22 protein-coding genes are annotated in these 22564 nt (G+C 70.5%); 12 read left to right on the top strand and 10 right to left on the bottom strand.

Annotation, left to right across the window (positions count from 1 at the left end):
• Positions 1-54 precede the first annotated feature (54 nt).
• From hisI to BKE38_RS00960, 5 genes are all read left to right on the top strand, one after another.
• Positions 55-462, top strand: coding sequence for a phosphoribosyl-AMP cyclohydrolase (gene hisI / locus BKE38_RS00980; protein ID WP_076955500.1), 408 nt, complete (start codon positions 55-57; stop codon positions 460-462).
• The gene (locus BKE38_RS00975) at positions 452-1546 is read left to right on the top strand and encodes a CobW family GTP-binding protein (protein ID WP_076955499.1); all 1095 of its coding nucleotides are present in this window, start codon (positions 452-454) and stop codon (positions 1544-1546) included. The genes hisI and BKE38_RS00975 overlap by 11 nt, the downstream gene beginning before the upstream one ends.
• 151 nt (positions 1547-1697) lie before the next feature.
• On the top strand, positions 1698-2348 hold the full coding sequence (locus BKE38_RS00970) for a GOLPH3/VPS74 family protein (protein ID WP_076955498.1): 651 nt from the start codon (positions 1698-1700) through the stop codon (positions 2346-2348).
• An 86-nt stretch (positions 2349-2434) separates the two neighbouring features.
• Positions 2435-3145, top strand: coding sequence for an SDR family oxidoreductase (locus tag BKE38_RS00965; protein ID WP_076955497.1), 711 nt, complete (start codon positions 2435-2437; stop codon positions 3143-3145).
• A 94-nt stretch (positions 3146-3239) separates the two neighbouring features.
• Positions 3240-3683, top strand: a complete 444-nt coding sequence (locus BKE38_RS00960) for a lysozyme inhibitor LprI family protein (RefSeq protein WP_165694086.1) — start codon at positions 3240-3242, stop codon at positions 3681-3683.
• Here the strand turns inward: BKE38_RS00960 and BKE38_RS00955 are convergent.
• A complete protein-coding gene (locus BKE38_RS00955; protein WP_076955495.1) occupies positions 3680-4738 on the bottom strand; it encodes a 2OG-Fe(II) oxygenase family protein in 1059 nt (352 codons plus the stop codon). The two genes, BKE38_RS00960 and BKE38_RS00955, sit on opposite strands and share 4 nt — an antisense overlap.
• Positions 4739-4784: 46 nt before the next feature.
• Positions 4785-5456 carry a GntR family transcriptional regulator gene (locus BKE38_RS00950; protein ID WP_076955494.1) on the bottom strand — a complete coding sequence of 224 codons (672 nt, stop codon included), beginning with the start codon at positions 5454-5456 and terminating at the stop codon, positions 4785-4787.
• A gap of 275 nt (positions 5457-5731) precedes the next feature.
• On the opposite strand from BKE38_RS00950, the gene BKE38_RS00945 reads away from it, so the two are divergent.
• From BKE38_RS00945 to BKE38_RS00920, 6 genes are read left to right on the top strand one after another with little or no spacing between them, the layout of a single operon-like run.
• Positions 5732-7336 carry an ABC transporter substrate-binding protein gene (locus BKE38_RS00945; RefSeq protein WP_076955493.1) on the top strand — a complete coding sequence of 535 codons (1605 nt, stop codon included), beginning with the start codon at positions 5732-5734 and terminating at the stop codon, positions 7334-7336.
• A gap of 59 nt (positions 7337-7395) precedes the next feature.
• Positions 7396-7995: a GNAT family N-acetyltransferase gene (locus BKE38_RS00940; protein WP_207553452.1), complete on the top strand. Its 600-nt coding sequence runs from the start codon at positions 7396-7398 to the stop codon at positions 7993-7995.
• Entirely contained in the window at positions 7992-8879 is an 888-nt protein-coding gene (locus BKE38_RS00935) for a carbon-nitrogen hydrolase family protein (protein WP_076955492.1), read from the top strand. Before BKE38_RS00940 ends, BKE38_RS00935 begins: the two co-directional genes overlap by 4 nt.
• Complete coding sequence (lpxB, locus tag BKE38_RS00930; RefSeq protein WP_076955491.1) at positions 8876-10039, top strand: lipid-A-disaccharide synthase; 1164 nt, start codon at positions 8876-8878, stop codon at positions 10037-10039. Before BKE38_RS00935 ends, lpxB begins: the two co-directional genes overlap by 4 nt.
• Positions 10040-10095: 56 nt before the next feature.
• Complete coding sequence (locus tag BKE38_RS00925) at positions 10096-10521, top strand: Nif11 family protein (RefSeq protein ID WP_076955490.1); 426 nt, start codon at positions 10096-10098, stop codon at positions 10519-10521.
• Positions 10522-10543: 22 nt separating this feature from the next.
• A complete protein-coding gene (locus BKE38_RS00920; protein ID WP_076955489.1) occupies positions 10544-10816 on the top strand; it encodes a hypothetical protein in 273 nt (90 codons plus the stop codon).
• 87 nt (positions 10817-10903) lie between these two features.
• On the opposite strand, the gene BKE38_RS00915 is transcribed toward BKE38_RS00920, so the two are convergent.
• From BKE38_RS00915 to BKE38_RS00880, 8 genes are all read right to left on the bottom strand, one after another.
• Complete coding sequence (locus BKE38_RS00915; RefSeq protein WP_076955488.1) at positions 10904-11971, bottom strand: ABC transporter ATP-binding protein; 1068 nt, start codon at positions 11969-11971, stop codon at positions 10904-10906.
• Positions 11968-12969, bottom strand: coding sequence for an ABC transporter ATP-binding protein (locus BKE38_RS00910; RefSeq protein ID WP_076955521.1), 1002 nt, complete (start codon positions 12967-12969; stop codon positions 11968-11970). Before BKE38_RS00910 ends, BKE38_RS00915 begins: the two co-directional genes overlap by 4 nt.
• Positions 12969-14402: an amidohydrolase family protein gene (locus tag BKE38_RS00905; protein ID WP_076955487.1), complete on the bottom strand. Its 1434-nt coding sequence runs from the start codon at positions 14400-14402 to the stop codon at positions 12969-12971. The genes BKE38_RS00910 and BKE38_RS00905 overlap by 1 nt, the downstream gene beginning before the upstream one ends.
• Before the next feature lie 32 nt (positions 14403-14434).
• Positions 14435-16027, bottom strand: coding sequence for an ABC transporter substrate-binding protein (locus tag BKE38_RS00900; protein WP_076955486.1), 1593 nt, complete (start codon positions 16025-16027; stop codon positions 14435-14437).
• A gap of 187 nt (positions 16028-16214) precedes the next feature.
• Entirely contained in the window at positions 16215-17108 is an 894-nt protein-coding gene (locus BKE38_RS00895) for an ABC transporter permease (protein WP_076955485.1), read from the bottom strand.
• 3 nt (positions 17109-17111) lie between these two features.
• A complete protein-coding gene (locus BKE38_RS00890) occupies positions 17112-18053 on the bottom strand; it encodes an ABC transporter permease (RefSeq protein ID WP_076955484.1) in 942 nt (313 codons plus the stop codon).
• Positions 18054-18057: 4 nt separating this feature from the next.
• Positions 18058-19719, bottom strand: coding sequence for an amidohydrolase (locus tag BKE38_RS00885; protein WP_076955483.1), 1662 nt, complete (start codon positions 19717-19719; stop codon positions 18058-18060).
• Entirely contained in the window at positions 19716-20498 is a 783-nt protein-coding gene (locus tag BKE38_RS00880) for a class II aldolase/adducin family protein (protein WP_076955482.1), read from the bottom strand. The genes BKE38_RS00885 and BKE38_RS00880 overlap by 4 nt, the downstream gene beginning before the upstream one ends.
• Positions 20499-20849: 351 nt before the next feature.
• Here BKE38_RS00880 and BKE38_RS00875 point away from each other — a divergent pair, with 351 nt between their 5' ends.
• Positions 20850-22466 (top strand): ABC transporter substrate-binding protein, encoded by a 1617-nt coding sequence (locus BKE38_RS00875; protein WP_076955481.1) that lies wholly within the window; start codon positions 20850-20852, stop codon positions 22464-22466.
• The last annotated feature ends 98 nt before the right edge of the window (positions 22467-22564 follow it).

Below are 22564 nucleotides of genomic sequence, written 5' to 3'. Positions count from 1 at the left end.
CTCTGCCGCACCCGCGTTATATAGTAACCGAATTCGCTTTGAGGAGCCGCCCCCATGCCGGTTGCCGATCCCGCCGCCCGCGCCCGCTTCCTGGCCGCCACCCGCTTCAACCAGGACGGGCTGGTGCCCGCCATCGCCCAGGACCATGCCACCGGCGAGGTGCTGATGATGGCCTGGATGAACGCGGCCTCGCTGGAGGAGACGCTCGCCACCGGACGTGTGGTCTATTTCAGCCGCAGCCGCAACGCGCTGTGGCGCAAGGGCGAGACCTCCGGCCAGATGCAGCAGCTGGTCGACCTGCGGCTGGACTGCGACGGCGACACCATCCTGGCGGTGGTCGAGCAGAAGGGGGTGGCCTGCCATACGGGGCGGCGGTCCTGCTTCTACCAGGCGCTGCGCGAGGGCGAGCTGGTCCCCATCGCGGCGCCCGAGGTCGATCCGGCGGTGCTCTATGGCCGGTAAGCAGGGGGCCGCTGAGCGCCTGATCCCGGTCACCCTGCTGACCGGCTTCCTCGGCGCCGGCAAGACGACGCTGCTGAACCGGCTGCTGCGGCAGCCCGCGCTCGCCGGCACCGCGGTGCTGATCAACGAGTTCGGCGAGATCGGCCTGGACCACCTGCTGGTCGAGACGCTGGACGGGGACGCCGTGCTGCTGCAGGCCGGGTGCCTGTGCTGCACCATCCGCGGCGACCTGGCCGGCGCCCTGGCCGGCCTGGTGCAGCGCGCCCGCGACGGCCAGCCGATCCGCCGCGTCATCATCGAGACCACGGGGCTGGCCGACCCGCTGCCGATCCTGCAGACGCTGATCGCCGACCCGGCAACGCAGCGCCACTTCGTCCTCGACGGCGTGGTCACCCTGGTCGATGCGGTGGCCGGCCTGGCGACGCTGGACGCCCAGATCGAGGCGCAGCGCCAGGTGGCCGTCGCCGACCGGCTGCTGCTGACCAAGTCCGACCTGGCCGCGCCCGAGGCCCTGGCCGCCCTGACCGGGCGGCTGCGCGCGCTGAACCCGGGCGTGACGCCGATCACCGCCACCGCCGGCGCCGTGGACCCGGCGGCCATCCTGGATTGCGGCCCCTTCGACCCTTCCGGGCGCCATCCGGACCTGGCCGCCTGGCTGGATCCCGCCGCGTGGGACGCGCCGCATGGCCACGATCACCACCATGGGCATGGCCATGGCCACCACCACCATCACGACCCGAACCGGCACGATGCCCGCATCCAGGCCTTCTGCCTGCGCTTCGAACGCCCGCTGCCCTGGGCTGGCCTCGCCACCTGGCTGGAGATGCTGACCGCCACCCGCGGCGATTCGGTGCTGCGGGTGAAGGGCATCCTCGACCTGGCCGGCCAGGAGGCACCCGTGGTGATCCATGGCGTGCAGGGCACCTGGCACCGCCCCACCCCGCTGCCCGCCTGGCCTGCCGGCGCGCCCCGCGAATCCCGTCTGGTCTTCATCCTGCGCGACCTGCCGCGCAGCGTGGTGGAGGAAGGCCTGGCCGCCTTCTGCCAGGCCGCCGAGGGCGAGGCCGCCATCGCCCGGCGCTGAGGCCGGAGGCGCGGCGCAGGGCCCTCAACCCCGCGCCGCGTCTCATTATTTTCGCGCAAGCCCGGCTGGCCGGCGCGCGGCGATTGACGCGCCGGGTTCCGCGCGCTTCCCTTCGCTCGAACGACCACAACCCAGAGCGGAGTGCGCCCCGATGTCGCTGACCATGCCGGAGGAAATCCTCCTGCTCATGCTCGATGACGAGACCGGCCGGCTGATCGATCGCGCCGCCCCGTCCGGCGACTATGCGCTGGCCGGCGCCATCCTGGCGGAGCTGGCCCTGGCCAACCGCATCGACACCGATCCGAAGCGCCTCTTCGTCGGCGACACCCGCCCCACCGGCGACAAGGTGCTGGACGGCGTGGTGCAGCAGATCATGGCCGAATCCGAGCCGCATGACAGCCGCTGGTGGATCGAGACCCTCGCCAAGGATGCCGACCGCTACCGCGACCTGTATTTCGACCGCCTGGTGCAGCGCGGCGTGCTGAAGCTGGAGGAAGGCCGCTTCCTGTGGTTCTTCGCCGAGCGCCGCTACCCGGTGATCTCGGACAAGGAGGAGCGCGAGGTGAAGGCCCGCCTGATGGCGGTGATCTTCAACGACGAGATCCCCGACCCGCGCGATTCGCTGCTGATCGGCCTGACCCGCGCCGCCGGCCTGTTCCCGCTGCTGCTGGCCCCCGCCGAGCTGGACCGCGCCCAGGCCCGCATCGACCAGGTCGCCAACCTGGAGGAGCTGAACCGCACCCTGTCGGATGCGGTGCGCGACATCTTCACCGAGGTCGCGCGCTACGCGCCGATGATGTGACGACGGCCGGGGGGCGGGCGACACCCCTCCCCCCAGACCTGTTGCGGGCGCAACGCGCCGCCGCGGCCCGTGTTAAGCCCGGCATCATGAGCAGCATCCAAGCAGAGCAGAAGGTGGCGCTGGTGACCGGCGCCGCGCATGGCATCGGCGCCGGCATCGCCGCCAGGCTGAAGCGCGACGGCTGGCAGGTCGTCACGGCCGATCTCAAGCCGGGCGAGGCCGGCAGCCGCCACGTCATCGCCGACATGGGCGACGAGGCGGCGGTAAACGCCCTGGTCGCCGGAATCGAGGCGACCGAGGGCAGGCTGGACGCGCTGGTCTGCAATGCCGGCATCATGATCCGCAAGCCGATCGCCGAGCTCAGCCTCGCGGAATGGCGACGCGTGCTGGACATCAACCTGACCAGCGCCTTCCTGCTGGCCAAGGCCGCCGAAAGAATGCTGGCGGCGGCGAAGGGCAGCATCGTCACCATCGCCTCCAGCCGGGCGCACCAGTCGGAGCCGGACACCGAATCCTATTCGGCGAGCAAGGGCGGGCTGCTGGCGCTGACCCATGCGCTGGCGGTCAGCCTGGGCCCGGCGATCCGCGTCAACTGCGTCAGTCCCGGCTGGATCGACGTGCAGGGGGAAGCGCTCCGCCCCGAGGACCATGCCCAGCACCCCGCCGGCCGCGTCGGCAAGGTCGACGACATTTCTTCCCTTGTCGCCTTCCTGACCAGTCCCGAGGCCGGCTTCGTCACCGGCGCCGAATTTCTGTCCGACGGCGGCATGACCCGGAAGATGATCTACGCCGATTGATTTCTCGCACGCGGAGGTGATGGCCGCTGGCCTTGCCCGGACGGCCCCGCGGGCCTGGACTGCGCGCCCGATCCACCAACCGAGCCCGCGGCCCATGATCCGTTGTTCTGTCCTCGCCCTGCCCCTGATGCTGGCGCCCCTGATGCTGGCCGCCCTGCCCGCCGCCGCCGCGACGCCGCCGGCGCCCGATGTCTCCCTGTCGCGCTGCCTGCGCGCGGCCCAGGGCGGCATCGAAGCCGCCCAGTGCTACGGCGAGGCCGAAGACCAGGCCCGCGCGCAGCAGGCCCGGCTGCTGACCACGATGCGGGCGAAGCTGGCGCGCCCCGGCCCCTCCGGCACCGACTACCCCGCCGCCGCCCGGCTGCTCGAGGAAGGCCAGGCCGCCTGGGAGAAATACGTCGCCGCCGATTGCCGCCTGCTGGAGACGGTCTTCGGCGATGGCAATGCCCAGTCCCTGGCCTCGGCCGAATGCGAGGTGAAGCACTATGTCGCCCGCAACCGCGGGCTCGAGCAGATCCGCAAGGACTTCCTCGACTAGCGCACCGCGACGCCGCGGTCGCCGGCGGCCTGGCGCTGGGCGATCAGCGCCTGCTCCTGGCGGGCGCCCTCGGCATCGGTCAGGAAGGTGAAGATGGCGAAGCGCTCGCCCTCGGTCACCGGCAGCGCCTCATGCATCAGGTCGCAGCAGAACAGCACGGCGCCGCCGGCCTCGGGCTCGTAGAGCTCGGGGCCGAATTCGGCGAAGCGCAGCGCGCCGCCGCGATAGGCGCCGGTGTTCAGGTTCAGGCTCATGGCGAAGCGGCGATGCGCGGTGAAGGGGGTACGGTTGTCGCGATGCGCGCCGAAGCCGCCCTGGTCCTCGGCCGCATAGCAGCCGATGCGCGGCGCCTCGAAGCTGGCGGCGCGGAAGCGATAGGCCCGCCACAGCTCGGGCAGCACGCGCCGCTCCAGCCGCTGGCGATAGGTGGCATAGAGCGCGCGGTCGTCCAGCCAGACATCGGTGCGGCGCTTGATCTGCTGCGCCGCCCCCGCCGCGCCCTCGGCGGAGGCGACGCGGTCCCGCGTCTTCTCGCCCTTCTTCCAGTGCGCGATCAGCGTGGCGCAGAAGTCCGGCTCCAGCACCCCCGGGATCAGCAGGGCCGGAGCGCCGGTGCGGCGGATCTCCGGGGCGGGCTGCGCCGTGGGCAGCAGGTCCAGCGCCATCTCCAGCGCCGCCTCGCCGGCGCGCAGGAACGCGAGCCGGCCGCGCGGCGACAGGACGGCAACCGCGTTGTCGGCCACGCCCAGGGCGTTGAAGAAGCGCCGCTCGGGGTCGAAGAGCCGCGCCGGGCCGTGGCTGCGCCGGGCGCCGTCGGGCCTGGCGGCGGCGATGATCACCAGCCGGGCCTGGCGCGCGGTGGCGGCGGCCTCGGCGGCGGCAAGGCGCTCGCCTGACGGCGCACGGCCCAGGATCATCACGACATGCAGACCCGCCAGGCTCTGGTGGAACAGGTCGAAGGCCTGGCCTTCGGCATCCGGCAGGGTGATCGGCGGCAGCAGGTCGCCGGCGATCAGGGGAACCATCTGAGGCTGGGGCGCGGTGGTGCTGGACATGCCGCCTTTGTGCACCGCGCTCCTGCAACTGACTAGCCTCGGGGGTTCAGGCGGACAGCTTGCCCTGTTCGCGCAGGAAAACCGCCAGGGCGCGGCCGACATGCTCGACATGCGCCTTCAGCAGCAGCCCGGCCTCGCGCAGCTGGCCGGCGCGGCACAGCCGCACCAGCTCGCGATGCTCGGTGTCGGCGCGCTGCAGGCTGGCCGGCTCGGTCGACAGCTGCAGCCGGGTGTAGCGGTCGCATTCCTGCAGCAGGCTGGCGACCAGCGCCGCGGTGCGCGGCTTGCCGGCCCGGGCATAGAGCGCCAGGTGCAGCACCGTGTTCAGCTCGCCCCAGCGGGCGGTGTCGCGGGCGTCGAGGGCGCGGGAATAATCCGCCAGCACCGCCTCGATCCGGGCATAGTCGGCCTCCGTCAGATGAGGGGCGGAATGGCGCAGCAGCCGCGGCTCCAGCAGGGCGCGCAGCTCGAAGGCCTCTTCCAGCTCGGCGATGGACAGCGCCGCCACCGTCGCCCCCTTGTGCGGCGAGATGCGGACGAAGCCCTCGGCCTCCAGCTGGAACAGCGCCTCGCGGACGGGGATGCGGCTGACCCCGAACTCCTCGGCCAGCATGTCCTGGCGCAGCTGGCTGCCGGCCGGATAGCTGCCGTCCAGCACGCGGCGTCGGATCTCCTCCAGCAGCGCCGCCGAGACGGTGCGGTGCTTCAGGGTGGTCATGCGCTCTCCTGTCGGGGCCGGCGCGGCGCGCCGTGCCGCGGGGCGGTGTATCGACCCCGCGGGGCGCTGTCAGCCCCGCCGACATTGTTGACGAATAGATTGTATAAATTCTACCGTTCTCAGAACACCGCCGCGCGAAACCCGCGTGATCGCCTCCTGCCCGGCCTGCCTTCACCGAGCCTGCCTTCCCCTGAACCCGCCTCCTGCTGAACCCGCCTCCTGCTGAACCCGAACCAGCCCTGGCCCCTGCGCCGGCCGCCGCCGAGGAGTTCCTGATGACGCTGAACCGTCGCCATCTGCTTGCCGGGGCCGCGGGCCTGGCCGCCGCGGGGGGCATGGCCACCCCGCATTTCGCCCGCGCCCAGGGGGCGTCGGCCAGCCGCGCCGCGACGCTGCGCTTCATCCCCTCGACGCCGCTGCCCTCGCTCGATCCGATCGTGGCCACCAGCTATGTCATCCGCAACCACGGCTATCTGATCTACGACACGCTCTTCGCCACCGACGCCAATTTCCAGATCCGGCCGCAGATGGTGCAGGACTGGGAGACGGCGGCGGACCAGCTGTCCTGGACCTTCCACCTGCGCGCCGGGCTGTCCTTCCACGATGGCCAGAAGGTTGGGGCGGCGGATTGCATCACCTCGATCCAGCGTTGGTCGAAGCGCGACGCCTTCGGCCAGACTTTCGCGACCTTCGTGGAAAGCTATGCGGCGGTCGACGCCCGCACCTTCCGCATCAACCTGAAGAAGCCCTTCCCGCTGCTGCCGGATGCGCTGGGCAAGCTTTCGTCCAACGTGCCCTTCATCATGCCGGAGCGGATCGCCTCGGCCGATGCCTCCAAGCCGATTTCGGAAGCCATCGGCTCCGGCCCCTGGATGTTCCAGAGCCGCGAATGGGTGCCCGGGCAGAACGCCATCTACACCCGCTTCGACAAGTACGTCCCGCGCGAGGAGCCGCCCTCCTGGGCCGCCGGCGGCAAGGTCGCCAAGATCGACCGCATCGAATGGCTGGCGCTGACCGAGCCGGCGGCGGCGGTCGGCGCCCTGGTCCAGGGCGAGGTCGACTGGTACGAGCAGCCGCCGGTCGACCTGCTGCCGGTGCTGAAGCGCGACCGCAACATCACCATCCAGAACGTGCCGCTCGGCCTGTTCCTGCTGATGCGCTTCAACCACCTGCAGCCGCCCTTCAACAACCCGGCCATCCGCCGCGCGGTGATGATGGCGGTGCGCCAGGAAGACTATATGCAGGCCGTGGTCGGCAGCCCCGACTACTACAAACCGGCCAAGACCTTCTTCACCCCGGGCTCGCCGATGTCGACCGGCGCCGGGGGCGCGGAGGCGATGAAGGGCGACCTGGAAGCGGCGAAGGCCATGCTGAAGGCCGCCGGCTATGCCAACGAGAAGGTGGTGCTGCTGGCCCCGGCCGACCAGCCGATCGCCTACAACCAGTCCCTCGTCACCCAGTCGCTGCTGCAGAAGCTGGGCATGAATGTCGAGCTGATCTCGACCGACTGGGCCAGCTTCATCGGCAAGCGCGCCAATCGCGGCGGGCCGGACCAGGGCGGCTGGTCGGTCTTCCACACGCTGTGGTCCTGCGCCGACACGCTGAACCCGGCGCTGCACCCGCTGGTCCGCGCCAATGGCGCCACCGCCTGGTTCGGCTGGCCGGAGGATCCGACGCTGGAGGGCCTGCGCGACCAGTGGCTGGCCACCGCCGACACCACCCGGCAGAAAGCCATCGCCGCCGAGATGGAGAAGCGCGCCTTCGAGACGGTGCCCTATGTCCCCGGCGGCCTGGTCGAGCAGCCCATGGCCTATCGCAACAGCCTGAAGGGGATGGTGCTGTCGCCGGTGCAATTCTTCTGGAACATGGAGAAGGCCTGAGACGAAGCGGGCGGCCGGGCTGCCTCGCGCCGCCCGGCATTCTGCGCTATCCGGGGGCCATGGCCCCCTCCCCCCTCCGTTTCGAGACGCTGCGCGGCGATGGGCTGCAGCCCTGGCTGGCGCAGCTGGCGCGGCTGCGCATCGCCGTCTTCCGCGACTGGCCCTATCTCTACGAGGGCGACGAGGCCTATGAGCGGCGCTACATGGCCAGCTATGCGGCCGGCCAGGGCGCCGCGGTGATCGCCTGCTTCGACGGCGACACCGCGGTCGGCGCCGCCACCTGCGAGCCGATGGCCGAGACCCATGCCTCGGTGCGGGACAGCTTCACCGCCGCCGGCCTCGACCCTGCTGAATATTGCTACTTCGGCGAAAGCGTCCTGCTTGCGCCCTATCGCGGCCGCGGCGCCGGCGTCGAATTCTTCCGCCGGCGCGAGGCGCATGCCGCCAGCCTGGGCCTGGCCCGCACCACCTTCTGCGCCGTCGCCCGCGACCCGGCCGATCCGCGCAAGCCGGCCGACTACACCCCGCTCGACGGCTTCTGGCGCAAGCGCGGCTACGAACCGTTGGACGGCGTCTCCTGCCGCTTCTCCTGGAAGGGACCCGGCGAGGCGGCGGAGCAGGAGCACCGGCTGGACTTCTGGCACAAGGCCCTCGCATGACCCGCCCGCTGCGCCTCGGCCTGCTGCAATATCCCGTCGAGCGTCCCGCCAGCGTCGAAGACTGGGGGCGGAAGCTAAATCGCTGGCTGGCCGAGGCGCGCGCCCAGGGGGTGGAGCTGGCGGTGTTGCCGGAATATGCCTCGGTCGAGCTCGGCGCCGCCCTGGTGGGCAAGGCGCCCGCCGGGGAGGCGGAAGAGCTCGCCGCCATGGTCGCCGCCGCCGAGGCCATCCTGGCCGAGATGCGCGCCGCCGCCCGCCGCCATGGGCTGTGGCTGCAGCCCGGCACGCTGGCGATGCGCGTCGGTGAAAAAATCATCAACCGGGCGCCGCTGATCGACCCGGAGGGCCGCCTGGCCTTCCAGGACAAGCACGCCATGACCCGCTTCGAGGGGGAGCGCTGGGGCGTCTCCCCCGGCGCGCCGCCGGCGGTCTTCGACACGCCCTGGGGCCGGATCGGGATCTCCGTCTGCTACGACAGCGAATTCCCCGAGCATGTCCGCCGCCAGGTCGAGGCCGGCGCCTGGCTGGTGCTGGTGCCCAGCTGCACCGACACGCTGCATGGCTTCAACCGCATCCGTCTCGCGGCCCGGGCGCGGGCGCTGGAGAACCAGTGCTTCGTCGCCATCTGCGCGACCGTCGGCGAAGCGCCCTGGTCGGCGGCGCTGGACGTCAACCGCGGCCTGGCCGGCGTCTATGGCCCGGTGGACCGCGGCTTCGCCGCCGATGGCGTGGTGACCGAAGGACAGCTCGACGCCGCCCAATGGGTCTATGCCGAGCTCGACCCGGCGCGGATCGACACCGTCCGCCGCGAAGGCGCCGTCTTCAACCACCGCGACTGGCCGCGGCAGCGCTTCGGCGACGCGGCCCCGGCGCGCTTCGCATGACGCTGGTCTATCTGGTGGCCGGCGAGGCCTCGGGCGATGCGCTGGGCGCCCGGCTGATGTCTGCCCTGCGCGAGATGCGGCCCGGGCTGGACTTCGCCGGCATCGGCGGCGAGCGCATGGCCGAGCAGGGTTTCTCCAGCCTGTTCCCGATGCGCGAGCTGGCGCTGATGGGGCTGCTCGAGGTGCTGCCCAATATCCGCAGCCTGGCGCGGCGGCTGGACCAGACCATCGCCGACATCGCGGCGCGCCGCCCGGCGCTGATCGTCACCATCGACAGCCCCGGCTTCACGCTGCGGGTCGCCGCGCGCGCCAGGCCGCTCGGCATCCCCGTGCTGCATTACGTCGCGCCGCAGGTCTGGGCCTGGCGCCAGGGCCGGGTGAAGAAGATCGCCCGCCAGGTCGACCGCATCCTGACCCTGCTGCCCTTCGAGGCGCCGTTCTTCGAGGGCGCCGGCATCCCGGTGCGCTTCGTCGGCCATTCCATCCTGGAATCGGGCGCCGACCAAGGCGATGCCGCGCGCTTCCGCGCCTGCCACGGCCTGGCGCCGGAGGAGCGCGTCGTGCTGGTCATGCCCGGCAGCCGCCGCAGCGAGGTCGGCCGCCTGCTGCCGGTCTTCGGCGAGGCGCTGCGCCGCACCGAGGCCGCCGTGCCCGGCCTGCGCCCGGTGGTCCCGATCGCCGGTCCCGTCGCCGAGGCCGTCCGCGCCGCGGCGGCGAACTGGCACCCGGCGCCGATCCTGATCGACGACATCGCGGAGAAATTCGACGCCTATGCCGCCGCGCGCCAGGGCGGCGCCGGGCTGATCAAGTCGGGCACCTCCTCGCTGGAGGTGGCGCTGGCGGGCGTGCCGATGGCCGTCGGCTACCGCGTCAACCCGGTCACCGCCGCCATCGCCCGGCGGCTGATCAAGGTGAAATACGTCTCCCTGGTGAACCTGCTGGCCGATGCGCCGGTCATCCCGGAATTCCTGCAGGAACGCTGCACGCCGGAGCTGCTCTCCGCCTGCCTGACGCAGCTGCTGACCGAGCCTGGTGCGGCCGCGGCGCAGCGCGAGGGCTTTGCCCGGGTGCTCGGTCAGCTGCGCCCGGCCGAAGGCAGGCCCAGCGCGGCCGCCGCCGCCGCCGTGCTGGAGATGCTCGATGCGAGACAAACTGCCTGAGGATTGAGACGGGGCCGCGGGGACATCCGCCGCCCCTCTGGCTAGGCTGCGGCCCCATGACACGCCGCCCTCCGCATGGCCTGCTGACGCGCCTGCCGCCCGGTGAGACCCCGGCCGCGTCGGCGCCCGCCGAATCGCTCGCCGCCCTGCAGGGCGCGGGCTATGCGGTGGATGACGACAGCGCCCGCGCCTTCCTGGAGGCCAGCCGCGCCCGACCCGCCCCCAGCCCCCGGAACGCCATCATGACCGAGCTGCAACGCCTGCTGCAGGAGCTGCCGCAGAACCCCTCGCTGCAGGCGAGCCTCGCCGCGCCCGGGCTGACGCTGGAGCAGGGCATCGCCCTGGCCCATGCCGCCGGCTATGCCGTCGAACCGGCGGAGGCCCAGCGCTTCCTGGCGGCGCGCGAGGGCGAGCTCTCGGCCGAGGAGCTCGACCGCCTGTCCGGCGGCGACCTGCTGGACCAGCCGCTGTTCAACAAGTGACGTCGAAAGTGGGGAGCCTCCGATGAGCCATGCCGAGATCGACCGCCTGCTGGCCGAGCTGGAGGGCCAGCTGGCGCTGCGCGCCGCGATGACCCGCCCCGGCGTGACGCTGGACGAGGCGATCATGCATGCCAATGCCGCCGGCTATGGCATCGACCGCCGCTCGGTGCAGAGCTGGATCCTGTCGCGCCAGGGCGAGATGTCCGAGGATCAGCTCGACGGGCTGGCGGGCGGCGCCAGCGCGGCCTCGACCATGCCGATCCCGGTCTTCTCCGACTACGCGCACGGCCTCTGAAACGAAGCGGGCCGGGGATCGCTCCCCGGCCCGGCCGATGTCTGCGCATGTGATCCCGGCGACGCGCCTCATGCGCGCACGCGCCGGTCAGGCCGCCTTGCGCCGCGCCGCGTCGTAGAGCGCGAGCCGCCGCGCCGCCGCATCGGTCAGCCCGCCGCTATAGTCGAGCCCGGCATCCGGCAGCGTCTCGGAGAAGTGGCAGGCCACCTGCTGGCCGTCGCCGACGTCGCGCAGCTGGGGAACCTCCAGCTTGCAGCGCTCCTGCGCGAAGGGGCAGCGGGTGTGGAAGCGGCATCCCGGCGGCACCGCCAGCGGGCTGGGCACGTCGCCGCCCAGCGGCGTCACCCGGCCGCGCCGCGCCGGGTCCGGATGCGGGATCGCCGCCAGCAGCGCCCGCGTATAGGGATGGCGTGGCTTGGCGAAGAGCGCCTGCTTGCCGCCGATCTCCATCACCGCGCCGAGATACATGACGGCGATGCGGTCAGCCATGTGCTTCACGACCGCCAGGTCATGCGCGATGAAAAGATAAGACAGGCCGAGCCGGGCCTGCAGGTCCTTCATCAGGTTGACGACCTGCGCCTGGATCGAGACGTCCAGCGCCGAGACCGGCTCGTCGCAGACCACCAGCTCGGGCTCCACCGAGAGGGCGCGGGCGATGCCGATGCGCTGGCGCTGGCCGCCGGAGAATTCATGCGGATAGCGCTCGGCATGGAAGGGCTGCAGCCCGACCAGCCGCAGCAGCTCCTGCACCTTGGCCTGGCGCGAGGCGGCGTTGCCGATGCCATGCACCGCCATCGGCTCGGCGATGGCGTCGCCGACCGTCAGCCGCGGGTTGAGCGAGGCATAGGGGTCCTGGAAGACGATCTGCATGCGCCGGCGCAGCGCCCGCATGGCGCCGCCGCCGACCTTGGTGACGTCCTGGCCGTCGAAGCGGATGGTGCCGGCGGAAGGCTCGATCAGCCGCAGCACCAGCCGCGCCGTGGTCGACTTGCCGCAGCCGGATTCCCCCACCAGCGCCAGGGTCTCGCCGCGGTTGACGGTGAAGGAGACGCCGTCCACCGCCTTGACCGCGCCGACCTGCTTCTGCAGCACGATGCCCTTCTTGACGGGGTAGTGCTTCTGCAGGCCCTCGACCTCGAGCAGCGGCGTGGTCATTGCGGCATCTCCATCGCCAGGGCGTTCTCGACGGGCGCGCGCAGGCAGGCCGCCTCATGGCCGGGCACGATCTCGCGCAGCGCGGGCATGTCGACCCGGCAGGGGCCGATCGAGAAGGGGCAGCGCGGGTTGAAGCGGCAGCCGGGCGGGAAGGCGAAGGGCGGCGGCACCGCGCCGTCGATCGCCAGCAGCCGGTCGCGCTCCTCGTCGAGCCGGGGCACCGAGCCCAGCAGCCCGAGGGTATAGGGGTGCTGCGGGTCCTCGAACAATTCGCGCGCCGTGGTGCGCTCGACCACGCGGCCGCCATACATGACGGCGACCTCGTCGGCCATCTCGGCGATGACGCCCAGGTCATGGGTGATCAGGATGATCGACATGCCCGTCTCCTGCTGCAGCTCGCGCAGCAGGTCGAGGATCTGCGCCTGCACGGTGACGTCGAGCGCGGTCGTCGGCTCGTCGGCGATCAGCAGCCGCGGCTCGCAGGCCAGCGCCATGGCGATCATGACGCGCTGGCGCATGCCGCCCGAGAGCTGGTGCGGGTATTCGTCGAAGCGCCGCTCCGGCGAGGGGATGCGGACGCGCTTCAGGGCGGCGATGCCCTTGTCGCGCAGGTCCTTGGCCGAGAGATGGCCGGAATGCACCTTCATCGCCTCGACCAGCTGGCGGCCGATGCTGTGCACCGGGTTCAGCGAGGTCATCGGCTCCTGGAAGATCATGGCGATCTGGCCGCCGCGCACCTGGCGCATCTCGCTGGTGGAGAGCTGCAGCAGGTCGCGGCCCTCCAGCAGCACGCGGCCTTCGGTGGTCCTGCCCGGCGGCGGCACCAGCCGCATGATGGAGAGCGACAGCATCGACTTGCCGCAACCGCTCTCGCCGACAATGCCCAGGGTCCGGCCGCGGGGGACCGACAGGTCGACGCCGTCGACCGCACGCACCAGGCCGGAGGAGGTTTTGAAGACCGTGCGAAGGCCTTCGATACGCAGAAGATCCGGCTGCATCACGCCCATCGAAAAGTGGGAGGAGAAATCTTGTCGACCGGGCGATGCGCCCAGTCCTGCTGCGGCGCCCGCGCGATGATTCTCTTTTGCGCTTCATCGAGGTGCGCCGCCGCACCTTCATAGTCCATGGTCAGCACCTTGCCGTCGCGCACAACGGCCTGGCCGTCGATATGGACCGAGCGGATCGCCCGGTCGCCGGCCGCGTAGATCAGGCTGCGCATCGGGTCGCGGGCGGGGCGCATCTGCGGATGCGTGACATCCACCATGACGAAATCCGCGCGGCAGCCCGGGGCCAGCCGGCCGATATCGTCGCGGTTCAGCGCCTGGGCGCCGCCGATGGTGGCGGCGTCGAACAGGTCGGTGGAGCTCAGGCTGCGCGGGTCCTCGGACTGGGTGCGCGCCAGGTAGGAGACGAGCCGCAGCTCATCCAGCATGTTGTGCGGATAGGTGTCGGTGCCGACGCCCATGTTGACGCCGCGCTTGCGGTAGCGGCCGAAGGACCGCATCGCGATGCCGCGCCGGGCGAAGACCGTCGGGCAATGCGCCACCGTCGTTCCCGTCGCCGCCAGGCGATCCAGGTCGTTCTCCGTGTGCCACTTGGTGCGCGGGTGGTCGTCGAGGAAAATCCCGTGGCCGATGATCGAGCGCTCGGACAGCAGGTCCATGCTGTCGAGCCAGCCGATCGGCGTGAAGCCGCTGCGGCGGGTGATCTCGTGGAACTCGTGCACGCTCTGCGCCGCGTGGATCTGCCAGGACAGGTTCTTTTTCGCAGCTTCCTGGAAGCTTTCGCGCAGCAGCGTTTCGGAGCAGGTGTCGATCTGGGCGGGCACCACCATGCCGAAGAGGCGCCCCGAGGGGTGCTGCTCGGCGCGCTCGATCAGGCTGAAGGCCTCGGCCATCGACTTCTCGCCGGCGGCCTCGTCCCAGGCATATTCGACCGTGTGGCCGTTCTTGGTGGCCCAGCGCGCCGAGCGGAACATCGGCGCGATGCAGACCCGCATGCCGCTCTCGCCCAGCAGGTCGAGCCAGCCGGGATGCGCCATGGACAGGTCGGCGACCGTGGTCACGCCGGAGAGCAGCAGCTCCGACAGGGCCACGCGGACGCAGGACGGGACCGCCTCGGCGTCCGCGCGGAAGATCGGCATGTATTCGTAGAGCGAGGAATTATAGAGCCCGGGGGAGCCGATCTCGTCGATCAGCCCCTTGTTCATCGGCTCCGAGGAAGGATGGCAGTGGATGTTCACCAGGCCGGGCATGACCATCATGCCCTTGCCGTCGATCACCTCATCGGCCGGGCCGTCATAGCCGCGGCCAACGAAGGTGATCTGGCCGTCGCGATAGGCCACCTCCGCATCCGTGAGATAGATGTGCTGCTTCTCGGTCGCGTCCCAGGCGATGACCAGGTCGGCGTTGCGGATGACGGTGGTGGCCATGTCCCTGCCCTTTCCTTCTTCTTGCTTCTAGATCAGCGCGTCAGCCGCAGGTCGAGGCCCTTGTAGAGGCCCGCGCCATAGATGCCGTGCGCCCGCGCGCCCTCGACCCGCTGGGAGGAGGCCACGTAGAGATTCTCCCGCGCGATCGGGAACCAGACGTTGTTCTGCGCGATGATGCGCTGCGCCTCGCCGATGGCGGCGGCGCGGGCTTCCGGCGTCAGCCCGGTCTTGGCGGCGGCAAGAAGCTGGTTGGTGCGCTCGTCGTTCCAGTTCATCCGGTTCGGCGTCGGCCGGTTGGCGCCGTCGAAGTAGAGCGCGAAGCCGTCGGTCGCCGAGATATAGGGATAGGACATGACGAAGCTGTCGAATTCCTGCGTCGCCAGCTTGCCCCAGGCCACCGTCGCATCCCACAGCTGGATGCGCATCTCGATGCCGACGCGGCGCAGGTCGGCCTGCATCGCCTCGGTCATGCGGCGCCATTCGGCGTTCTGGATGCCATAGACGTTGAAGGAGGCGCGCTCGCCATCCTTGAAGCGGATGCCGTCGGGGCCCGGCACCCAGCCGGCCTCGTCCAGCAGCTTCTTCGCCGCCTCGAGGTCATAGGCGGGCACCAGCTTGGCCGCCTCGGCGTCGTAGCCCAGGGTGTTCGGGTTGACATAGGCGTCGGCCGGCTGCGCCGCGCCGAAGAACACCGCCTTGACCATGGCCTCGCGGTTGATCGCCATGTTGATGGCGCGGCGGACCACCGGGTCGTTGACGACCGGCTTGTCGACCTTGAAACCCAGGAAGAAGTCCCAGAAGTAGTTGGGCTGGGTCGCGACCTTGACCGTCGGCACCCGCTGCAGCTGCGCCACCGCGAAGGGCGGGACGTACTGGGTGATGTCGCCCTGGCCGGTCTGCAGCGCGGCGAGGCGCGTGTTGGCCTCGGGGATGATGCGCCAGATCACGCGGCCGATCTGCGGCGTGCGGTTCTGGTAGATCGGCGGGCCCCAGGTGTAGTTGGGGTGGCGCGTCAGCACCATGTCCTGCCGCGGCGTCCAGGACTGCCAGCAATAGGGGCCGGTGCCATTGAAGCCCTGCACGCCGAAATTGGCGCCCAGCTTCTCGACATTGTCCTTGTCGACGATGGACGCGAAGAACAGCGTCAGCTGGTAGAGCAGCTCGCCGAAGGGCTCGGTCAGCTCATACTCGACGGTGTAAGGGTCGGTGGCGCGCACCTCCTTCACCGGGCCCGCGCGCCAGCGCACCGGGCTGCGGGTCTCGGGCGCGATCCAGCGGTTGATGGTGTAGACCACGTCGGCCGCCGTCATCTTCTTGCCGTCGCAGAAGGTGACGTCCTGGCGCAGCTTGAAGGTGTAGAGCTTGCCGTCGGGGCTGACCGTCCAGCTCTCGGCCAGGCCCGGGCGCACCGTCTTCTGGTCGAAGTCGAGCGAGACCAGCGTGTCGGACATCATGTAGATGACCTCGCCGGCGCTGCGCGCGGTGGAGCGCGCCGGGTCGTAGCGGTCGGCATCGTATTCGCGCAGCACGACCAGCGTGTCGCGCGGGGCGGCCTGGGCCAGGGCATCGGCGACGGGCGCCACCGCGGCCAGCGACAGCATGGCTGCCGCCAGGGTCTTCTTCATCACGCCTCTCCTGCGGATCCCGCTTTCGGGGCTCCGTTCTCGCTGAAAGGATCGGGCCCACCCGCGCGGGCCGCGCAAAACCGTCCTGGGGCCTTATTGACCCTGGTGCCGGCGGCGCTCGGGGAAGCACCGCCGGAAAGCTCAGAGGGTCCGGTCCGCGGGCAGGCGGACCGGTCCCGCAAAAGAATCAGCTGCGCAGCCGGGGGTCCAGCGCGTCGCGCAGCGCGTCGCCCAGCACGTTGAAGGCCAGCACCACCACGAAGATCAGCACGCAGGGGATGACCGCGATATGCGGGGCGAAGAACAGGAAGTTGCGTCCCTCGGAGGCCATGGCGCCGAGCTCGGCCAGCGGCGGCTGCGCGCCAAGGCCGAGGAAGGACAGCGCCGAGCCCAGCAGGATCACCTGGCCGAAGCGCAAGGTCGCGAAGACGAAGATCGGCGACAGGCAGTTGGGCGCCAGATGCCGCAGGATCAGCCGGGCGTCGCCCATGCCGGTCGAGCGCGCCGCCTCGATATAGTCCATGCGCATGACGACCAGCGCCGCGCCGCGGACGATGCGCGCCATCAGCGGCACGGTCGCGACCGAGAGCGCCAGCACGACCGCCGGGATGCCCGGGCCGAAGATGGCGGCGATGGCCAGGCCGAACAGGATCGCCGGGAAGGACAGCAGCACGTCCATCAGCCGCATCAGCACGCCGTCGATGCGGCTGTAGAAGGCGGCCGAGAAGCCGACGAGCGCGCCGACCACACCGCCCAGCAGCACCGAGGCCAGGCCCATCGTCATGGTCACCCGCAGCCCGTAGAGCAGGCGGGTGATCATGTTGCGGCCCTGGCTGTCGGCGCCGAGCAGCAGCCCCTCGGTCCCCGGCACCGCCATGGCATTGGCCAGGTCATTGTCGAAGGGGTCGGTCGGCGCCAGCCAGGGGGCGAAGACGGCGGCACCGATCAGCGCCACCACGAGAGCGAAGGCGATGGCCGCCACCGGCTCCTTCAGCAGGCGCTTCATCATCCCCGGGCGCTTCGGCATCGAGGCCGGCACCGGCGTCGCCGCGGCGGCCGCCGTGGAGTTCACGCTGGCCATGGCTCAGTGCCCCCGCATGCGCGGATCGAGCGCGACATAGAGCACATCGACCACCAGATTGACGATGATGAAGCCGAGCGACAGCACGATGATCGTGCCCTGGGCCATCGGGAAGTCGGAGGACAGGATGGCGCCGACGGCCAGCCGGCCGACACCCGGCCAGGAGAAGACGGTCTCGGTCACGACCGCGCCACCGAGCAGAAAGCCGATCTGCAGGCCGATCAGGGTGACGACGGGGATCAGCGCGTTGCGCAGCGCATGGTGCAGCACCACGGCGCCCTCGCCCAGGCCCTTGGCGCGGGCGGTGCGGACATGCTCGGCGCTCAGCACCTCCAGCACCGCGGTGCGGGTCATGCGGGCGACCGGCGCGATGAAGGTGCCGCCGAGCGTCAGCGCCGGCAGGGCGATGGCCTGCCAGCCCTCCAGCGTCCAGAGCGGGCCGCCGCGGCCGGTGAAGGGCAGCAGCTGCCACTGGAAGCCGACATACCAGATCAGCATCAGGCCGAGGAAGAAGACCGGCACCGAGCCGCCGGCGACGGAAAACGCCGTGACCGCACGGTCCAGCACCGAGCCGCGCCAATAGCCGGCGACCGTGCCCAGCGCGATGCCGATCGGGATCGACCAGAACAGCGAGGCGAACATCAGCTCGAGGGTCGGGCCGATGGTGCCGGCGAGTTCCTGGGTGACGGCGACGTTGTTGATGATGGAGACGCCCAGGTCACCCTGCAGCAGCTTCCACAGGTAGATGCCGAACTGGACATAGAGCGGCTGGTCGAGGCCCAGCTCGCGACGGATCTCGTTGACCAGCTCCACCGTGGCGGTGGGGCCGGCGCGGACGATGGCAGGGTCCGTCGGCACCACCTGCATCAGCAGGAAGCCGATCAACAGCACGCCCAGCATGACCGGAACGGTCAGCAGCAGGCGTTGAAGCACATGACGCAACATGGATTTAGTCCGCAGCCCCCGCGAGGGCCGCAGCCTCGCCATGCCGATCGAAGATCGCGCGGCCGCCCCGGAAGGTAAGGTCGGCCTTGGTGGTCAGGATGTCTTCCGGCGCGCAGGCAAAAAGGTCGCGCGAGAAGACGGCGATATCGGCCTGCATGCCCGGCTCCAGCGTGCCCCTGTCCGCTTCCGCGAATTGCGCATGGGCGCCGCACCAGGTGTAGCAATGCATCGCCTGCTCCGGCGTCAGCGTCTCCTCGGCGCCGAGCACGGTGCCGCGGCTGCTCTTGCGGGTCACCATGGCATAGAGGTTGATGAAGGGGTCGACCGTGCAGACCGGGCTGTCCGAGGAGGCGACCGGGTGGTGCCCTTCCTCCAGCCAGGTGCGCATCGGATAGGCGACCTCGGTCCGGGCGAGGCCGAGGTTCTTCACGTAGAGATCGCCGAACTCATACATGAAGACCGGCTGCGGCACGGGGATGATGCCGTGCTTGAGCATCCGCTTGCGCTGGTCGCGGTTGAGGAAGCCGCAATGCTCGATGCGGTGGCGGCGGCCGTCGATCGGCATCTCGGCCGAGCTCGCCTGCTCCATGCCGACCAGCACCTGCTCGATCGCCGCATCGCCGATGGCGTGGATGTCGAGCTGCCAGCCCTGGCGGTGGAACTTGGCCAGCAGGGCATGCATCTTGTCGTCGGGGAAGCAGAAGATGCCCGTGCCGCCCCCGGCGCTTTCCAAATAGGGATCGAAGAAAGCGGCCGTGAGCCCGCCCGCGGAACCATCGCCAAAAACCTTGACGGCGCCCCAGGCCAGCAGCTCGTCGGCATCCTCGCCGCGGGCGAAGTTGGGGCGGAGCCCGGCGGCATAGGCCTCGTCGGCGATGCCTTCCGGATTGCCGGCCAGCACCTGCCACATGCGCTGCAGCAGGCGCCCGTCGGCGGCCGCGCGGCGGAAGGCGTCGATCTCGGCCATGCCGGCGGTCATGCCGACATTCATGTCGGAGGCCGAGGCGAAGCCCAGCGCCGCCAGGTTGCGGCCGGCGGCCTCGATGGCGTCGACCATCGCGGCTTCCGAGGGCGGGGCCATCTTGTCGCGCACCAGGCGCATGGCGCGCTCGGCGAAGAGGCCGGTGAGCTTGCCGTTCTTGCGCTCGATGGCGCCACCCTCGGGATCGGGGGTGTTGTGGGTGACGCCGGCGATCTTCAGCGCCGCGGTGTTGGCGACGGCGACATGGCCGCAGGTGCGGGTGATGAAGACCGGATGGTCGGGCGCCGCGCGGTCCAGCTCCTCGGCCAGCGGGTGGCGGCCGATGTCGAGCTCGCCATGGTCATAGCCGCGGCCGAGGATCCACTGGCCCTTCGGCGTGGCCTTCGCGGCCTTGGCAATGCGCGACAGCACCTCGTCGAGGGTGCGGACCTCCTCGGCGCGGAGGTTCACCTGGCTCAGGCCGAGGCCGTAGGAGAGCAGGTGCATATGCGCTTCGTTGAAGGCCGGCGCCGCGACGCGGCCGCCGAGGTCGATGCGCTTGGTCGCGGCACCCGCGGCATCGGAGACGCTCGCGGCATCGCCCACGGCCAGCACGCGGCCGTCCTTGATGGCGATGGCTTCGGCATAGCCGTGAGCCAGGCCGCGGAAGATGCGGCCGCCGGTGATCAGAAGGTCGGCGGTCATGCGCGCCAGTCCAGCTTGCTGCCTTCGATCAGGCGCAGCGCCGAGGCCCAGGCCCATTCGCTATGCGCCAGCGACTTCTCGGGATTGCCGTTGAACTGCGCGGCGGTGCGCTGGCGCACCTCCTCGGGCGGCAGCACCAGCTGGTCGACGCCGCCGCCGGCCAGGGCCTGGACCTGCGCCTGGCAGGCGCGCTCCAGGTAGTAGATCAGGTTGAAGGCCTCGGGGATGCTGCGCCCGGCCACCAGCAGGCCGTGATTCTGCAGGATCATCGCCTTGTGCGAGCCGAGATCGTGCACCAGCCGGTCGCGCTCGTCGAGGTCGAGCGCGATGCCCTCATAGCCATGATAGGCGAGGTGGCCGTAGAACTTCAGCGCATGCTGGCTGATCGGCAGCAGCCCGTGCTTCTGCGCCGAGACCGCGATGCCGGCCGCGGTGTGCGTGTGGACGACGCAGAAGGCGTCCTCCTTCGCCATGTGCAGCGCGGAATGGATGGTGAAGCCGGCGGCGTTGACCGGCTTGGACTCGCCATCCTCCTCGACGACATTGCCGTGCAGGTCGATCTTGACGAGGTCGCTGGCGCGCATCTCGTCGAAGAGCACGCCATACTTGTTGATCAGGAAGTGGTGCTCGGGGCCCGGCACGCGCGCGCTGATATGGGTGTAGATGAAATCCGTCATCCGGAAATGCGCGACCAGGCGATACAGCGCCGCGAGGTCGCAGCGGACGCGCCACTCATCCTCGGAGCAGGCAAGCCGTGCCGGCGGCGTTGCGATGTTCATGAGCCCCAACTCCCTTTGAGGGAGGGACTGTCCAACGCCGCGCTCGGCCCCGTCAACCGGTCGTGAGAGTTGTGCAACGCAGCACTAAACGGACTTGCCTGTGCTCGAGGCAAATCCGTGCTTTACGCGCCCAAGGCAGGGGCATTTCGCTGCACTGCGGCGAAACCCGCTGCGCGCCCTGCGATACCTGGCCAGGATGGACCCGCCAGCGAAATCCTGCAACCGGCAGCGCAACACTTTTGTCGCCGCGGAAGTTGCTGCCACCCTGCTGCAAACTTCGCGACCCTGATAGGGTGAAACGACGCGGAATCGCCGCCCATCCCATCAGCCTCTCGCAAGGATGCCCTCGCCGTGCTCCAGCGCCTCCAATCCGCGTCGCGCCGCGCGCTTCTTCTCGCGGGCCTTGCCGCCCTGCCGCTCGCCCCCGCCCTCGCCCAGACGGCGCCCGCGCCGACCGGCACTTCCACGGGCACGCTGCGCGTCGTGCTCAGCAACGAGCTGACCAGCATCGACCCGGTGGTCTCCACCGCCGCCTTCGTGCGCAACCACGGCTTCATGGTCTACGACCAGCTCTTCGCCCTCGACGGCAAGGGCCTGCCGCAGCCGCAGATGGTCGGCGCCCACACCGTCTCGGCGGACGCCATGACGCACCGCTTCACGCTGCGCGACGGCCTGGCCTTCCATGACGGCCAGCCGGTGCGCGCCGCGGACGCCGTGGCCTCGATCCGCCGCTGGGGCGCGCGCGACGTGGTGGGCAAGGCATTGCTCGCCGCCACCGCCTCGCTCGACGTGATCGACGACAAGACCTTCGAGCTGAAGCTGGCCCGCCCCTTCGGCCCGGTCACCGAATCCCTGGCCCGCGCCACCGGCAGCGCGCTGTTCGTCATGCCGGAGCGCATCGCCCAGACGCCGGCGACGACGGCCATCACCGACCCCACCGGCTCCGGCCCCTTCATCCTCGACCCCGGCGCCTGGCGCATCGGCGACCGCACGGTCTATCGCCGCAACCCGAACTACCGCCCCCGCCCCGAGCCCGCCGACGGCCTGGCCGGCGGCAAGGTGGTGAAGATCGAGCGGCTGGAATGGGTCGCCATGCCCGACGCCGCCGTCGCCGGCAGCGCGCTGACCAACGGCGAGATCGACTTCATCGAGCACCCCGCCCCCGACCTGCTGCCCCTGCTGCAGCGGTCGCGCGGCGTCACCGTCGGCCTGATCAACCCGATCGGCAGCATGGTCTGGCTGCGCCTCAACCACAGCCAGCCGCCCTTCAACGACCCGCGCGCGCGCCAGGCCCTGCTGCACGCCATCGACCAGAAGGAAGTGCTGCAGGGCATGGGCATCCCCACCGAGGACCAGGTGCCCTACTGCCCCGCCTACTTCATGTGCGGCACGCCCATCGAAAGCGCCGCCGGCGCCGTCGGCCTGCGCAACGCCGAGCCGGAGAAGGCCCGCGCCCTGCTGCGCGAGGCCGGCTACGCCAACCAGCCCGTCGTTTTCCTGAATGGCGCCGACAACCCGCTGAACAACGGCGCGACCCTGGTGCTGGCCGAGCAGTTCAAGCGCGCCGGCCTGACCATGGACGTGCAGACGATGGACTGGGCCACCGTCACCGTCCGCCGCAACCGGCGCGAGGCGCCGAGCCAGGGCGGCTGGAACGCCTTCGTCACCATCGCCAACGCGCTGGACGCCGGCAACCCGCTGTCCAACTTCTACATGGCCAGCCCCTGCGAAGGCGGCCTGACCGGCTGGCCCTGCGACACGAAGTTGGACGAGCTGCGCCGCGCCTGGTGGGAAGAAGCCGACGCCACCAAGCGCGCGGCCCTGCTGGAGGCCGTCCACGCCCGCGCCTACGAAGTGCTGCCCTATATCAACGCCGGCCAGTTCCGCACCAAGTCGGCCTGGCGCAGCAACCTGTCGGGGATCCTCGCGGCCACCGTTCCGGTCTTCTGGAACGTCGAGCGGAAGTAAAGTCAGGTTTAGGAAGACAGGGTTGAAGGCTGGGGGAATGAATTCCCCCAGACCCCCATCTTTTTTCTGATGACCGGCCGTTGCCGGACCTGCGCCTC

This window comes from Teichococcus deserti (genome assembly GCF_001982615.1).
Classification (GTDB): Bacteria; Pseudomonadota; Alphaproteobacteria; order Acetobacterales; family Acetobacteraceae; genus Pseudoroseomonas; species Pseudoroseomonas deserti.
Note: the sequence above shows the minus strand (reverse complement) of the source record. Positions and strands in the feature narration are given on the sequence as shown.

Bases quoted from the DNA above. Each gene is read 5' to 3' on its own strand.
- hisI (WP_076955500.1), top strand. From the start codon at position 55: ATGCCGGTTGCCGATCCCGCCGCCCGCGCCCGCTTCCTGGCCGCCACC.
- BKE38_RS00975 (WP_076955499.1), top strand. From the start codon at position 452: ATGGCCGGTAAGCAGGGGGCCGCTGAGCGCCTGATCCCGGTCACCCTG.
- BKE38_RS00970 (WP_076955498.1), top strand. From the start codon at position 1,698: ATGTCGCTGACCATGCCGGAGGAAATCCTCCTGCTCATGCTCGATGAC.
- BKE38_RS00965 (WP_076955497.1), top strand. From the start codon at position 2,435: ATGAGCAGCATCCAAGCAGAGCAGAAGGTGGCGCTGGTGACCGGCGCC.
- BKE38_RS00960 (WP_165694086.1), top strand. From the start codon at position 3,240: ATGATCCGTTGTTCTGTCCTCGCCCTGCCCCTGATGCTGGCGCCCCTG.
- BKE38_RS00955 (WP_076955495.1), bottom strand. From the start codon at position 4,738: ATGTCCAGCACCACCGCGCCCCAGCCTCAGATGGTTCCCCTGATCGCC.
- BKE38_RS00950 (WP_076955494.1), bottom strand. From the start codon at position 5,456: ATGACCACCCTGAAGCACCGCACCGTCTCGGCGGCGCTGCTGGAGGAG.
- BKE38_RS00945 (WP_076955493.1), top strand. From the start codon at position 5,732: ATGACGCTGAACCGTCGCCATCTGCTTGCCGGGGCCGCGGGCCTGGCC.
- BKE38_RS00940 (WP_207553452.1), top strand. From the start codon at position 7,396: ATGGCCCCCTCCCCCCTCCGTTTCGAGACGCTGCGCGGCGATGGGCTG.
- BKE38_RS00935 (WP_076955492.1), top strand. From the start codon at position 7,992: ATGACCCGCCCGCTGCGCCTCGGCCTGCTGCAATATCCCGTCGAGCGT.
- lpxB (WP_076955491.1), top strand. From the start codon at position 8,876: ATGACGCTGGTCTATCTGGTGGCCGGCGAGGCCTCGGGCGATGCGCTG.
- BKE38_RS00925 (WP_076955490.1), top strand. From the start codon at position 10,096: ATGACACGCCGCCCTCCGCATGGCCTGCTGACGCGCCTGCCGCCCGGT.
- BKE38_RS00920 (WP_076955489.1), top strand. From the start codon at position 10,544: ATGAGCCATGCCGAGATCGACCGCCTGCTGGCCGAGCTGGAGGGCCAG.
- BKE38_RS00915 (WP_076955488.1), bottom strand. From the start codon at position 11,971: ATGACCACGCCGCTGCTCGAGGTCGAGGGCCTGCAGAAGCACTACCCC.
- BKE38_RS00910 (WP_076955521.1), bottom strand. From the start codon at position 12,969: ATGCAGCCGGATCTTCTGCGTATCGAAGGCCTTCGCACGGTCTTCAAA.
- BKE38_RS00905 (WP_076955487.1), bottom strand. From the start codon at position 14,402: ATGGCCACCACCGTCATCCGCAACGCCGACCTGGTCATCGCCTGGGAC.
- BKE38_RS00900 (WP_076955486.1), bottom strand. From the start codon at position 16,027: ATGAAGAAGACCCTGGCGGCAGCCATGCTGTCGCTGGCCGCGGTGGCG.
- BKE38_RS00895 (WP_076955485.1), bottom strand. From the start codon at position 17,108: ATGGCCAGCGTGAACTCCACGGCGGCCGCCGCGGCGACGCCGGTGCCG.
- BKE38_RS00890 (WP_076955484.1), bottom strand. From the start codon at position 18,053: ATGTTGCGTCATGTGCTTCAACGCCTGCTGCTGACCGTTCCGGTCATG.
- BKE38_RS00885 (WP_076955483.1), bottom strand. From the start codon at position 19,719: ATGACCGCCGACCTTCTGATCACCGGCGGCCGCATCTTCCGCGGCCTG.
- BKE38_RS00880 (WP_076955482.1), bottom strand. From the start codon at position 20,498: ATGAACATCGCAACGCCGCCGGCACGGCTTGCCTGCTCCGAGGATGAG.